The sequence below is a fragment of the Paenibacillus sp. V4I5 genome, from assembly GCF_030817255.1.
Taxonomy (GTDB): Bacteria; Bacillota; Bacilli; order Paenibacillales; family NBRC-103111; genus Paenibacillus_E.
Genome location: NZ_JAUSZB010000002.1, coordinates 1,607,491 through 1,620,930, shown reverse-complemented (window position 1 = coordinate 1,620,930; position 13,440 = coordinate 1,607,491). Strand labels below are relative to the sequence as shown.

The following is a 13,440-nucleotide window of genomic DNA, read 5'->3' as shown; positions in this document are numbered from 1 at the left end:
CTGTAGCCAAAGGGACGAGAGATTGCTTTCGTGGTACCACCCTAGTTCGCTGCCCATTCGCACGGGAAGCCTCAATTGGTCTTGCGACCTGGAACTGTAACGTGTTCCTATCCCGATTGCATCTACTTCATTCAATGCAATAACTCTGGAGTGCTCCGCAAAATGTTCGCTACCGATTCGCACCTACCATCGGTTCTCTGAAAGCTACTTTACTTGCTTGGCTCCGTCAACGCTGTACTGTGATATAGAATTTTCATTAGATTAACATGCGTTTGAAATCGTGTCAATACATGTCGAATCAATTTCACATGAAAGTCATAAATGATAGTTGAACGACTGATTTTCCAAAGCTTTTCGTTTATTTTATAGCAAGGACGCTTAGAAAGCAATGCTATTTTACTTGTATTTTAGCCTGATTTTCGCTATTGTACTCGTAAATAGATATTGCTCTTGCAGCAAGTGAGGAAGGAAGTGCCGACATCGACATAACGAGTATTCATCCCAATAAATTCCTAGAAGCATTGAATCAACAGGAACTGAAAGATAGCATCATCATCGACGTAAGGGAACTTCATGAGTGGGAGTATTATCATCTGGAAGAAGCACAGCTTATACCGATGCAGCAAATCCCTCATCGGTTAGGTGAACTGCCAGAGGATCGGGATATTTATCTCGTATGTGCACATGGTGTGCGCAGCTATCGCGTTGCTGAGTATTTGATTGATAACGGATTTGACCGGGTCATTAATGTAGATGGAGGGATGGCAGCGGTCGCCATGCTTCGCGGTTTCCAATATGACTAAATGAAAAGCCGAGCGCATCTGCGCCCGGCTTTTCATTTAATTCACATCTGAGAAAAATGGAAGCTGTGGAAGCAGCTCGTTGGCATACCACTTTGATTTCCCTTTGACAAAGTCTCCTGGACGAACAGCATTTGTACTTAGCAGCAGATCCATCGTTTGATTGACATCATTCACGTTCATTTTCTTAGCTTGACCTGAGGCAATGAATTCATCAATACGTATCGTCAAATCCTGTGGGTAAAAAGGAGCAAATGCTTTATTTTTAAGTAATTTTGCTGTTATGTAATGATTTTTGACGTTAATGTTCATCGCACGCCATTGATCCAAATTAGCATTATTGTTTGGGTCGAAATTTTCAATATCGTTATCGATCGTTCCGTTCCAAGCAACGATGGAATCGAAATAATTTTTCTGAGCCGTCAACGCTTGTGTTTTCGCTTCCAGGAAGTAGGCATCCTTCTGAATGCCATCGAGCAGTTGTGGGCTAGTAAGTCCGTTGGCCTTGTTCTGATAACTTTTTAACGTGTCGGCAAAAAGCTTCAGGCTTTTGAGATAACCTTGGTGAGACTGCACAAGCAGCGGCGATGAAGCCGGCATGCTCTTCTGTTGCAGCTCATTGTACTTCTCATCAGCGAGCTTGTACAACTCTTTAAGAACGGCAGAGGCATCGACTGTAGAATTGCCTAGTTCGATTTGACTCATCAACTCAAACCATTTATTCTGAAATTCCCTAAAGGGTAAAAAGATGGTATGGTAATAAGATACGAGTACTTGTTGGTCGTAGGCTCCAATTTCCTGAACGACAGCCTTGTCGGCGTGTAAGATTTTATCGTATTTTTGATCTGATTTCTCCTGGCCGACTCTTAATCCGTAGAAAAAGGCGCCAAGTATACAAACAAGCATAAAGATAAACATGAGGGCGAATAAATAATCAGTGCGAGTTAGACGTTTATCCATAATTAAAGCTCCTTATTCTCTCTTTTTCTTTTAACTTAGTATAGGGGAAATAGCTATAAAAGGGAATATGTGAGGAAATGAGGCTGCTTCCTTGAAAAAATTCGATTTTAAGAACATTCGCTTAGGAAAAGTTGATGTGAATGAATTGAATGACTGGACATTATTGCTTAATCTTTACATAACCCAACTGCTTACGCTTATTATCGGTATTATCATCTTATTTTTTCAGAGCAATCATAAGATTCTTTCCATGTTCACCATTCATGGGGGCTGGAAGATAATCATATGGGGAAGTTTGTTTGCTCTACTTGTCCTCGGGATCGATGTTTTGATTTCTAGATGGGTGCCCAAGGAAGTGTCAGACGACGGTGGAATTAATCAAATGTTATTCGGTAATCGACCAGTATGGCATATCGCTTTAATTTCTCTCATCGTTGCGATTTGTGAAGAAGTCCTGTTTCGAGGTGCGATTCAGCATGCATGGGGTCCTTATTGGACTAGTATCTTGTTCGCAGCGATCCATATTCGGTATTTGCAGCATTGGTTAATGACAGGTATGGTTTTCAGCATTAGCTATGGTCTGGGATGGATTTACATTCAAACCGGGAGTTTATGGACTCCGATAATCGCTCATTTTATCATTGATTTTGTAATGGGCTGCATACTTCGATATAGCAAGGAGGAAGAACAGGGCACATGAGTGTTGGGGAAAGATCACCTTTACGGTCTGATCGGAGGCCAATAGAGGTACAGGAAGACGATACGTATTTACCGCCGCGTAATGCAGTGCATCCCTCTGAACGAGGAAAGTGGACGCGTATATTCTATCTAACTTTACTGTGGTTATTCATTATTCTTGTGGTTAGTTTAACGGTTTGGGGAATTAAATACTACTCGTAGACGAATAAATATACCAATCAACCTAAGTTGTGTAAAAGAAGTGGAGAAGCTATGATAGATTCATAGTTTCTTTCATTTTTTACCACATAAGAAAGTATAGGTTTTTGGTTCCCGAAAACTGCTTTCTTATTGGCGATAAAACCTACATCTAAACGGGTCGTTCATCTTTGAATGGCCTCGATAGAGGTTTTCTCATCACAGTTTCTTTTTATCAGGAGGGTGCAGCGATTATGTTGGCGAACCACACATCAAGTTGGATTTTTAATGTAAAATTAATTGCTATTATAGTTGTATTATTTTCAAGTATCTTTTGGTCAGCGAAACCGTCATATGCTCTGTCTTATGGAACTTTATCTTATCCGCAAGGCGATGTTGGACTCTTGCGACCAGACATTGGAGTAACGCTTGAGCTTAGTGAAGGAATAACGCCAGAGAGCTATCATTTTTATTTAAACGATAACGAATTAAATGTTAGCTACGATCCTGTTTCCGTTAAATTTGTATATCGTCCTACGGCTGATTTACTGCCTGGGAACTATAATGCTCGTTTAGTACTGTCTTTCAGTGGCTATCAACCTATTACAATTAGTTGGAAATTTACTGTTATTAAAGGTGCGGTTTCGTTAACGTCTGAAACGAGCAAAGAGCAAGAGGATGGACTTCAGGCGATCAATGATTATCGGGCTAAATTGGGGCTGTCGAAAGTCAAATTCAATGATGCTTTGAATACAGCGGCCCAGAAGCATGCGGAGTATTTATCCCGAAATAAAATCGACCCTATTCGGACGTCTGTTTCTTTGCATGATGAGGACCCAGATCTGCCTGGTTATATCGGCAAGTCATTAAGAGAGCGGGTACAATTTATCGGCTACTCGCGTTCAAGCAGTGAGGATGTAGCTTATAATCGGGTTACCTTAGTTGAAGCTATTGATAGTCTGTTTGATGCTCCCTATCATCGTTCACCATTCATGGTGCCAGGACTCGTTGAAATCGGTGTATTTAGAGATGGCGATTATCATGTGATCGAATTTGGTTTTTCGGACGGAATTGCACCAGAACTAGTCGTTTCTCCTGGAAGTAATGATGTGTATGTTCCAACTCTTTTTGATGGTCATGAGACCCCGGATCCTGTCCGCTTACATGCAGGGACTGTATATCCGGTTGGTTATCCGATCATGGCTTCCTTAAACGGGTCTGGAGTCAAGAAGGTGAGCTTGGATGAGACGGAGCTAAAAGACGAGAAAGGTAACTCCGTACCACTACTGAAGAACGAGCCGGGAAATGATGATCATTTGGAAACTGAAGTCATCGTGATGCCTTCTAAACCACTGGAATTAGACACAACCTATAAAGCCAAAATCAAATTGACAGCAATCATGGAAGATGGAAGTACAAGACCTTATTCGAAAGAATGGACATTCCGCACGGAACCTCGGGTTGGTGTTGGTGTCCTTAAACTTCATAAGGATGCTGTTGCTTACACGCTGCAAATGGCTAATTTCGGACTAAACCGCAATCACTTGGTTTCATTTGGATTAAGTGAGGACAAGTATCTACTTGATTCAATCCCGTATCCAATGAAGCAAAAGCCATACATTCAAGAGGGGACTTCGTATCTTTACATTAGAGACCTGGCCGCGGCACTAGGTGCAGCAGTTGAATGGGACGATAACCAGAAAGCTGCTATTTACAAAAAGAAAGACAAAACGATTATCTTTTATACGAGCCGAAATGCGTATAGTTTGAATGGTGTAGAGCATACGACAGAATCCGCTGCTAAACTCATTCATGAAACAACGATGATTCCGGTGCGGCTGCTTTCTGAGACTCTTGGAGCGAAAGTGACCTATGAGGAAAGTACAAGAACAGTGAATATTAGTTATTAAAAAACTAGAGCCCTGCAGCACCGACACCTGAAGTGTGGTAATGCAAGGCTCTTTTATCATTTCATTTCAAGTTCAATGGCATTCGGATCTACGAAAGAATATCCTTGTTCCTCAAGTTGGGTAAGCAGTGTGTCTAAGGCTTTCACTGTCCAAGGCAACTCGTGCATCAAAATATTACTACCGCTATGCAATTGCTTCATCACATTTTCGATCACTTTACCAGAATCGTTGTTTTTATTGGTCATATCCCAATCTAACGAACCGTTGGACCATGTCATATAAAGCATTTTATTGTCTTTCACTTTAGCTTTCAAATAATCATTGCCCGAACCAAAAGGAGGTCGGAAAAATTGAGGCGATTGTCCTGTTAGTTCTTTTACAATTTTTTGGACATCATCAACTTGTTGGTCTATCTTTTCATTCGTCATGCTTTTCAAGTTTTCGTGATCCCAGGCATGGTTACCAATGGGATTACCGCTGTTATGAATGAGTTTGACAAGTTCGGGCTTTTGTTTGATTCGATATCCATTCAAGAAGAAGATTGCCTTGGCATTATGTTTTTTTAGAATGTCGATTAATGCCTGATTCATGGCTTGTTCCTTAGGACCGTCATCAAAGGTTAAAAGAACGATTTTTTTATTTCCATTTGGATCGTTTGGTACAATATCATAGTTTTTGTTCATATGATATTCTTTTTTGACGACTTCTGGAGCTGGTGTTGACGCTGTTGGTACGGAAGTCGGAACGGGTGTTGCTGAAGGTGCAGGACTCGGTGTAATTGAAGCGACAGTTACCGGTGTAGAGCTCGTTGTTGCGATTGGACTTACTTTGGTTTGGTTCGCACTGCAGGCAGCTAATAAGATCATGACACTCATCATTAGTACACTGGCTTTTTTGTTCATTATCCTTCGTTCTCCTCAGGTCTTTATACTTTAGGTCATTTCCTATAGTACCACAATTCTCAAATAACATATCTCCTTTGTTTTCCTCTTGTCTTAACGTATGTCCTCTTAGAAACTCGCACAACCTATGAAGGATTCATACTACTTTACATGGAGGGAGACCCAATGAAGATAGGTACATTTATGCTCGGCGGTATTGCCGGTGCGGCGGCGGTTATATATCTTAATCGTAAAAGTAAATCAATGTTGTTCTCAGCATTCAGCTCGTCCAGTGAATCGATGGGTAAAGTGGTTGATAAAGCAAAGGACTCGTTTGTGAACAAATCATTTCAAGATTCAACAGCCAAAAGTTTCTCGACTTCGAACTCGAATAGCCTGAATCAAGTTGAGAAAATTGTGAAAGAAGATCCTCATTTGAAAGCAACTGTCAATGAAATCATGCGTGAAAATAAAGAAAGTACATCGACTATCCAATGAACATAAGTATTAAGCACAGTCTGGCCTACCCAAGGTGCCGGCTGTGCTTTTCTTTTTATACATAACTTGCGCGTGCAATTGCACGCAATTAATGTTAACATGATAGGTGAAAACGAAAGCAAGATGCATGTCCATTTTCGTTCTCAAGGTTCACCTTTTTCTTTTTTTATCATATTCTGTTTTAATAAGATGACCATGCTTTCGATGCAAGCTTTCCAGTCGGAAGGCTCAAAGGAGGATCCTATCATGAAAATAGAACGCTTAAGTCAGGATAAGATACGGATTTTCCTAACATTCGATGACTTAACTGAACGCGGTATTCAAAAGGACGACATGTGGAGAGAAATTCCCAAAGTACACGAATTATTTAGTGAAATGATGGATCAAGCCTATTCGGAGCTCGGATTTGACCCGTCCGGCCCGCTTGCTGTTGAGGTGTTTGCACTTCCGGCACAAGGAATGGTTGTTATTGTAACCAGAGGCAAGCTTGATTTGTATGCAAACTCAGATGCATATGACGATCACGAAGCTGAAGAAGTGTATGAAATGGAAGTCACGCTTGAACAAAGCGATTTAGTCTCCTATGCTTTCCGTGATTTTGAAGACCTGGTGCGTGTATCCAAAGTAATTAATCCCCTTCTCATGGAAGGCGGTACCCTTTATTCATACAAAGGGAAATATATTTTACAACTCGAGCCTGTTGACCTCGAAGAAACGAAATACCAGGCGTTAATTGCTGTCTTATCTGAATTCGGCGAAGCCGCTTCCGTTACACAAGCTGTGCTTGAAGAGTATGGGAAGACAATCATTGCAGATGATGCAGTTAAGGTACTCTGCCGTCATTTCAAATAAGGTCATCTTCCTTACTTTTTGATGTAGAATGAAACAAGCATTTTCAAAAACGTTTGTTTTTGTGGATGCTTGTTTTGTTAGTTAATCGTGATCATTTATTAACGTAGCGAAGAGATAATGGGGGAAACCTAGATGACTAGCATAGATCGCAAACGACTGGCGCCTACTCTGGCTGCTGTTGATTTGGACGGGTTATTGGCCTATTACCAAAAACAGCTCCGCGAGGAGGCTTATTTTTATTTGCAAAAAAGAGGGATAACGGAAGAAACGGTTATACAGTATTGTATCGGCTTTGAAATTGGCAAGATAGGATTCTATGTTAATCAGAATCAGCTAGGTGATTACTTCGAGCATAGAGTTATTGTTCCTATTCGGAACTACGACGGCGAAATTGTTGACTTAATCGGACGTTCGATAGACAATAGAGAACCGAAATATAAACCCTTGTATGGTTTAGATCAGTATCTATTTAATTATTCAGCACTTGTAGATTCAGATGAAGTTGTTCTTTGCAATGGAATTTTCGATGTCCTAACGTTAACTCAGGCCAAGATGCCAGCTGTTTGTGTACCTGATAACGGTATGTTTAAAGAACAACATATGTCATTATTTGCTGGTAAAAGGGTTTATATTTGCATGGGGAATGATGAGGCCGGAAGAAGGGATTCTACACGTATAGAAGCCTTATTAAGGGAACAGGGTAATGAGACATTTATCATTAATTTGCCCGAAACCATTCGGGATATTAACGATTTGTTCATTAGAGCTCAGAATCCGGTTGAGACTTTTCTTGCACTTGTGAATCAAACCGTAGAGGAAACAAGAATAGCTCCTGTAGCTCCAGATGTCAAAAATAGCACCGTTTATTTAGAAGAATATATGAAACGGTTCCGCGGTCAAGTCGCTAGTATCCGCACTGGCTTTGCTAAGCTGGATCATTTACTTTTCGGCGGGTTTGGAAATGGCTTGTATTTACTTGCAGGTTCAGGCTCCATTGGCAAGAGCATGCTGCTTAAACAAATAGCTGATGAACTTGCTTTTCAGCAGAATCCGGTCATTTTTGTGTCATGGGATATGACGAATTTCGAACTATGGGCACGCAGCATTGCAAGGATTATTGGAATAGCTCCACAGAAAGTACTCGGGGGTAAAGTTGAGCCTGAACAGGTAGCTGAAGCTAACAAGCAGTACGTAAAAATAAGTAAAATGCTTTGGATGCTTGAGTGTACGATGGATACAACGCTCGATCAAGTAGCCGCTTCCATTGAACGGATTGCGGTTGTTGTTGGAAAAGAGCCCGTGATTTTCATTGATCATTTGCAGCGAATTCCTGCTGCTAAAGGAGTAACACCGCTAACTTGGGAGCAACAGCAGGCTGCTATCGCTTATACTCTTAAACAATGGTCTAGAGAATGGAATTGCCCTATTATCGCTGCTACTGCTTTAGAGCTTGGCCAGGATAACGTGCCTGATAATGTGCAAGCTTCAGCGGATGTGGTTATGATTATGCAGCCTAATGAAACAGAAGAGGATCAACAGCAGTCTATATCGCTTGTTTTGAAGAAGAATCGAAATGGTACAACAGGGAATATCCCACTCATTTTCCATAATGATCGTGCGTTGTTCACCGAATAAGACATAGAAAAGTCATTTGAAAATGCTATAATGTTCATATTACGCATGGAATTGCTTCGGGGTTCTACATGGTATTGAACGAAAAGGGGGAGCTGCATTTGCAAATTCTGCCGATTATTATGGCAGCCATAGCACCAGGTCTCTCATTGCTAACGTACTTTTATTTGAAGGACCGATACGAAACGGAACCGATTCATTTAGTTATTCGAATGTTCTTGTTCGGTGTTCTGCTTGTATACCCTACGATGGTACTGCAGAATGCGTTGATTGAAGAGTTTGGAAAGGGAACGTTTATCTCGGCCTTTTTCCTATCTGGTGGCATTGAAGAGTTTCTGAAATGGTTCATCCTTTATCATTTGATCTTTAGGCATGAAGCCTTTGATGAACCGTATGACGGAATTGTGTATGCAGTGGCCGTAAGCTTAGGTTATGCGACATTGGAAAATATTATCTATGCTTTCCTTAATGCGTCGTCTTTCTCTGCGCTGATGATGCGCGCTCTGCTGCCTGTTTCAGCGCATGCTTTGTTTGGTGTCATGATGGGTTACTATTTGGGAAAAGCGAAATTCATTCCACACAAAGCGCAGAGGTATCTATGGATATCTTTGCTGCTGCCTATTTTGTGGCATGGATTGTTTGATTATATTTTGCTTTTGTTCAAAACGAACTGGGTTTGGATCATGATTCCAGTCATGACTTTTCTCTGGATTCGCACGATTTGGCGAGTTGATCATGCCAATGCTCATTCCCCACTACGCATCGCGACAGCAGATGAGAAGATTAAAATGAGTTAAAATAGGTCATAATGGACTGTATAGATGGCGATTCCTGGCTGTAAGCCCGGAACTACCGGGAGGGTGTACATGTCCACGACAAGAGTCAAAGTAAAGATCCGCTGCCGGTTATGCGGTGAAAAGTTTGTGCTGAAAGGCAAGAAAGAAAAAGGGAAAATTGAAACGGGATTCCGTCAGTGCATTTGCAGCAATGAGCAAGACTTTGAAGTAGAGACCGAAGATTAGCGTGAGGCCATTCTTTTAAGAATTGGCCTCTTTTTGTTGTCAATCTTGTATAAACCTGTCTCCCCACGTAAAAACTAAGCGCAAGTTTGGGTACGAAAGGAGCAGTCGCGTGTATAAAAGACTAAGTATAGTCATGTTTCCATTCCTCTTGATTGCCTTGATTGGTGCTTCAGTGTGGGGATACTTGGAACACCAGGAGAAGAATACGATTTTGATCAAAGCAGAGAATCAATATCAACGTGCGTTCCATGATCTTTCTTTCCATGTGGATAAGCTTCATACAGAGCTAGGGAATACGTTGGCTGTTAACGCAACTTCAGAGCCATCTTACCGAAAAGGTCTGGTGAATGTATGGCGGCTAACGAGCCAAGCGCAAAGCGATATTACGCAGCTCCCGCTAACACTGCTGCCATTCAACAAAACGGAAGATTTCTTAGCTAATATGGCTAATTTCTCATACCGAATGTCCGTACGTGACATGACGAAGCAGCCTCTAAATGAGCAAGAAATAAAAACGTTGAACGCTCTTTACGATCATTCCTCCGAGATAACGAAGGAAATACGCAGTGTTCAGGAGAAGGTTTTGTCCAAAAACTTGCGATGGATGGACGTCGAGGTCGCCCTAGCTTCTGAAAAGGAAACACATGATAATGCGATCATTGATGGCTTTTCTACCGTTGACAAAAAAGTTGGAGCCTATGAGGAGCTAAACTGGGGACCTGGAAATTTAAGCATTTTTTCTAAAAATGATGTTAGCGTTTTGTCCGGGAATGACATGACGGCTGATCAAATTAAGCAAAAAGCTGCGCAATTTCTGGGACAGAGTGATACAACCACTATGAAAGTAGTTGAGAATGGTAGCAGTGCGACAGAATATCAAAGCTTTAGCGTTGTGGTTCCAGGCGGAAAAGACAGTGAAAATGATATTCAGATGGATTTCACAAAAAAAGGCGGTCAGCTCATTTATTTTATGAAGCCACGAACCGTAAAGGAATCTAAGTTTGATCTTAGACACGCGCGAGATATTGCTAATGAGTTTTTAGATCAACATGAATATAAAGATATGAGCGCAGTTAGCTATGATCAATATCAAAATATCGCTAACATTATTTTCGCTAAGCGAGAAAAGGATGTTACGATTTATCCTCAGCAAGTGAGTGTTAAAGTAGCTTTAGACACTCTTGAAGTCATTGGCGTACAGGCAACAGACTATATATTTGGTCAGAAACAGCGGACGGTTGGTCAGCCCAAAATGACGGCAGCCGAAGCACGTAAGCAGCTTAGCCCGAAAATGGAATTGACTGGCGAGTCTTTGGCGATTATCAAAAATGAATTAGACGAAGAAGTGCTTTGCCATGAATTTATCGGGAAGATGAACAATAATATTTATCGTATTTATATGAATAGTGAAAATGGGATGGAAGAGAAAATAGAGACCATTCGCCCTGAACAGGCAGAAGCAGCAGCTGAAGCAAAGAAATAATCATAGAGAAGAAGCGGGTTCAATCCTAGCTTCTTTTTTTTGCTATCATAATTAATAGGTCATTGGTATAATTAAGACATATTACGTCTCGGAGGTGCAGAAATTGCTTCCTAAAGTCAACCAGATATTACATATGCAAGTGAATAGCATCGACGATGAAGAGTCCAAAATTGAGTACAAATCGAGAATAGCTGACGTAACGGATAGCGTGATTGCCGTGGAGATCCCGCTGAATGAGAAAACAGGCCGACTCAAGAAGCTTTATCAAGGTGATGAATTAAGCACATTCTATTTAGGTCAAGGTGGCGTAAAGCACTATTTCACAACTTCGGTTACAGGTTTCAGAGAAGATGTGATTCGCTTAGTGGAACTGCGTAAACCAGAGACCGAAGCCATTACGCAAGTTCAACGCAGAAGTTTTCTAAGGGTTTTGGCTGAACTTGAAATTGCCGTTAAATTGTCAGATCAAATTCAATTCATTGGCGTGACAGAAGATGTCGGCGGTGGTGGGATTTCATTTATCTGTGACGGACATATCCCAATCGGAATGAATGCCAATATTTCATGTTGGGTACTTGCGCCCTACAAGAATGGAAATATTGAACATATTCCTTTTACTGGCGAGGTTGTTCGCGTTAAACAGCTCGAGACTGGCAAACAATTGGCAATGATTAGATTTATTGATATATCCGATCGTGAACGTCAGAAATTAATTCGCTTTTGCTTTGAGCGACAAATGGATTTCCGTAAAAGATAATATAGGGATCTTTTGACATAGTCAAAAGTCTCTCTGCAAGTAAGCATGAGATTTCACCTGCATGGGCATACTACCAAGCAATATGTCAATGTGAGCAGGTGGGGCATCTCATGTCAAGGGATCAGGAGCAAAAGTCATACGAGCAGCTGTTTGTCCTCTTTTCTGCGAAGGTAGAAAAGGTGATCATTCGGACAACGCTCGTATTTTTCGTTTTACTTATATGTGTTCAAGCGATGCTTCAAATTCCCTACATACGTAAGCATTTTACCCGTGTTGAACCACTAGAGGGAAAGCCCTATGTATGGCCGCAAAATGGGAAGGGAGAGCGCTCTTAGGCATATCTAAACGTAATCCAATATGCGTCTAAGTTTTGCATATGCCTTTTTAATGTGCTATAATTTCAATTAATTAGCAGGCAGTGCCTGCTTTTTTGTTCGTAAGGTACTGTGAGGTATTGTTAGGAGGAACAGCAGCTTGGAAAAGTTCAATATTGCCATAGATGGTCCTGCTGGAGCCGGTAAAAGTACCATTGCGCGGCTAGTTGCTGGGGCACTTGGTTTCGTTTATGTGGACACAGGAGCCATGTATCGGGCAGTAACGTGGAAAGTACAGCAAGAAGGGCTGCTACCTGATCAAGAACAAGAAGTGGCTGCCTTGGCGAATCGCATGCAGATTGAGCTCATTCCTCGCGAAGAAGGACAACAGGTTATCGTAGATGGCGTCGATGTGACCAAAGAAATCCGTACGACAGCCATAACGGATCATGTCTCCCAAATCGCTAGCTATGGAGCTATACGCCAGCTCCTGGTCACACTTCAGAAGCAAATGGCTATATCCAAAGGCGTAGTCATGGATGGCCGCGACATCGGTACTCATGTTATGCCAGACGCTGAAATCAAAGTTTTTCTGACAGCTAGCGTAAAGGAAAGAGCAGAGCGTCGATTCAAAGAGATGCAAAACAGCGGGACTTGCACCCTAACACTCTCCGAACTGGAGCAGGACATCGCTCGTCGCGATCAACTGGATCAGGATAGAGAGATTTCACCGCTTAGACGAGCTCATGATGCTGTTTTAATGGACAGTACTTCAATGACCATCGAGGAAGTTGTGGACGAAATCCTTGGGCTTTGCAAAGACAAAGTCGGAGGTGGCAAATAAGATGCTTTATCGCATCGGCAGGGCCTTATTTCGTTTTATGTTTACTTTGTTTTTCCGCCTTCGGGCCTTAGGTATGGAGAATGTCCCTACACATGGAGCGGTTGTGCTTTGTGGTAATCATACCAGTCTGTTGGATCCGCCATTGTTAGGAACTCCGCTTAAACGTATGGTTCATTTCATGGCGAAGGCCGAGCTGTTTGATATCCCTGTGTTGGGTTCCATCATTTCTAAAGTCGGTGCTTTCCCTGTCAAACGCGGTGGCGTGAGCAGAGAATCGATCCGACTTGCGGTACAATTGCTTCGCGATGGTAACATGTTGGGTGTTTTCCCAGAAGGATCGCGGAACAACGCCGGGGGGATGGGCAAGAAGGGCGCAGCCAGTCTTGCACTGAAATCTGGAGCTGCCGTCGTTCCTGTGGCTATTATAGGCAATTATTCCTTATTCCGCCGCATGACGATTGTGTATGGAAAACCGATTGACCTAAGTGCATATGCAGGTGCAAGCTCCGAGGATTTGGAGCAGGCAACGGAAGCTATTATGCAAGAAATTCGCCGATTACATACTGCTAATAGCAAAGCTTAACAAGAATGTATGGAATCGAAAGCTTGGA

At 41.9% G+C, this 13,440-nt stretch carries 16 protein-coding genes and 1 other annotated feature; of the genes, 14 read left to right on the top strand and 2 right to left on the bottom strand.

The features are described from left to right. Window positions 1-7: 7 nt before the first annotated feature. Window positions 8-239 (bottom strand) — a binding site (T-box leader). A gap of 282 nt (window positions 240-521) precedes the next feature. Then, entirely contained in the window at window positions 522-803 is a 282-nt protein-coding gene (locus QFZ78_RS09455; protein WP_373460047.1) for a rhodanese-like domain-containing protein, read from the top strand. Window positions 804-839: 36 nt separating this feature from the next. Here the strand turns inward: QFZ78_RS09455 and QFZ78_RS09450 are convergent, their stop codons facing one another. After that, on the bottom strand, window positions 840-1,760 hold the full coding sequence (locus QFZ78_RS09450) for a hypothetical protein (RefSeq protein ID WP_307546974.1): 921 nt from the start codon (window positions 1,758-1,760) through the stop codon (window positions 840-842). 91 nt (window positions 1,761-1,851) lie between these two features. Here QFZ78_RS09450 and QFZ78_RS09445 point away from each other — a divergent pair, with 91 nt between their 5' ends. Both QFZ78_RS09445 and QFZ78_RS09440 read left to right on the top strand, forming a co-directional pair. Continuing rightward, window positions 1,852-2,460, top strand: a complete 609-nt coding sequence (locus QFZ78_RS09445) for a CPBP family intramembrane glutamic endopeptidase (protein WP_307546972.1) — start codon at window positions 1,852-1,854, stop codon at window positions 2,458-2,460. A gap of 430 nt (window positions 2,461-2,890) precedes the next feature. Beyond that, window positions 2,891-4,546, top strand: a complete 1,656-nt coding sequence (locus QFZ78_RS09440; protein ID WP_307546971.1) for a stalk domain-containing protein — start codon at window positions 2,891-2,893, stop codon at window positions 4,544-4,546. Between the two features lie 56 nt (window positions 4,547-4,602). Here the strand turns inward: QFZ78_RS09440 and QFZ78_RS09435 are convergent, their stop codons facing one another. Then, a complete protein-coding gene (locus tag QFZ78_RS09435) occupies window positions 4,603-5,229 on the bottom strand; it encodes a polysaccharide deacetylase family protein (protein WP_307546970.1) in 627 nt (208 codons plus the stop codon). Between the two features lie 13 nt (window positions 5,230-5,242). Between QFZ78_RS09435 and QFZ78_RS09430 the strand changes: the two genes are divergently transcribed. The 11 genes from QFZ78_RS09430 (at window position 5,243) to QFZ78_RS09380 (ending at window position 13,412) form a co-directional block, all read left to right on the top strand. After that, window positions 5,243-5,482, top strand: a complete 240-nt coding sequence (locus QFZ78_RS09430) for a hypothetical protein (RefSeq protein WP_307546969.1) — start codon at window positions 5,243-5,245, stop codon at window positions 5,480-5,482. 131 nt (window positions 5,483-5,613) lie between these two features. Continuing rightward, complete coding sequence (locus QFZ78_RS09425; RefSeq protein WP_307546968.1) at window positions 5,614-5,925, top strand: hypothetical protein; 312 nt, start codon at window positions 5,614-5,616, stop codon at window positions 5,923-5,925. Window positions 5,926-6,171: 246 nt separating this feature from the next. Then, on the top strand, window positions 6,172-6,777 hold the full coding sequence (locus QFZ78_RS09420; protein WP_029192986.1) for a genetic competence negative regulator: 606 nt from the start codon (window positions 6,172-6,174) through the stop codon (window positions 6,775-6,777). 132 nt (window positions 6,778-6,909) lie between these two features. Continuing rightward, window positions 6,910-8,412, top strand: coding sequence for a DnaB-like helicase C-terminal domain-containing protein (locus QFZ78_RS09415; protein ID WP_307546967.1), 1,503 nt, complete (start codon window positions 6,910-6,912; stop codon window positions 8,410-8,412). A gap of 98 nt (window positions 8,413-8,510) precedes the next feature. After that, on the top strand, window positions 8,511-9,206 hold the full coding sequence (gene prsW, locus QFZ78_RS09410; RefSeq protein WP_373460392.1) for a glutamic-type intramembrane protease PrsW: 696 nt from the start codon (window positions 8,511-8,513) through the stop codon (window positions 9,204-9,206). Between the two features lie 69 nt (window positions 9,207-9,275). After that, a complete protein-coding gene (locus QFZ78_RS09405) occupies window positions 9,276-9,431 on the top strand; it encodes a hypothetical protein (RefSeq protein ID WP_162257309.1) in 156 nt (51 codons plus the stop codon). A 109-nt stretch (window positions 9,432-9,540) separates the two neighbouring features. Next, window positions 9,541-10,914, top strand: a complete 1,374-nt coding sequence (ypeB, locus tag QFZ78_RS09400; protein ID WP_307546964.1) for a germination protein YpeB — start codon at window positions 9,541-9,543, stop codon at window positions 10,912-10,914. A 94-nt stretch (window positions 10,915-11,008) separates the two neighbouring features. Further along, the gene (locus QFZ78_RS09395; protein WP_307546962.1) at window positions 11,009-11,671 is read left to right on the top strand and encodes a flagellar brake protein; all 663 of its coding nucleotides are present in this window, start codon (window positions 11,009-11,011) and stop codon (window positions 11,669-11,671) included. A gap of 110 nt (window positions 11,672-11,781) precedes the next feature. Next, window positions 11,782-12,006 carry a hypothetical protein gene (locus tag QFZ78_RS09390; RefSeq protein WP_307546960.1) on the top strand — a complete coding sequence of 75 codons (225 nt, stop codon included), beginning with the start codon at window positions 11,782-11,784 and terminating at the stop codon, window positions 12,004-12,006. 139 nt (window positions 12,007-12,145) lie between these two features. Continuing rightward, window positions 12,146-12,829, top strand: a complete 684-nt coding sequence (gene cmk / locus QFZ78_RS09385; RefSeq protein WP_171643404.1) for a (d)CMP kinase — start codon at window positions 12,146-12,148, stop codon at window positions 12,827-12,829. 1 nt (window position 12,830) lies between these two features. Further along, window positions 12,831-13,412 (top strand): lysophospholipid acyltransferase family protein, encoded by a 582-nt coding sequence (locus QFZ78_RS09380; RefSeq protein ID WP_307546958.1) that lies wholly within the window; start codon window positions 12,831-12,833, stop codon window positions 13,410-13,412. Window positions 13,413-13,440: the final 28 nt, after the last annotated feature.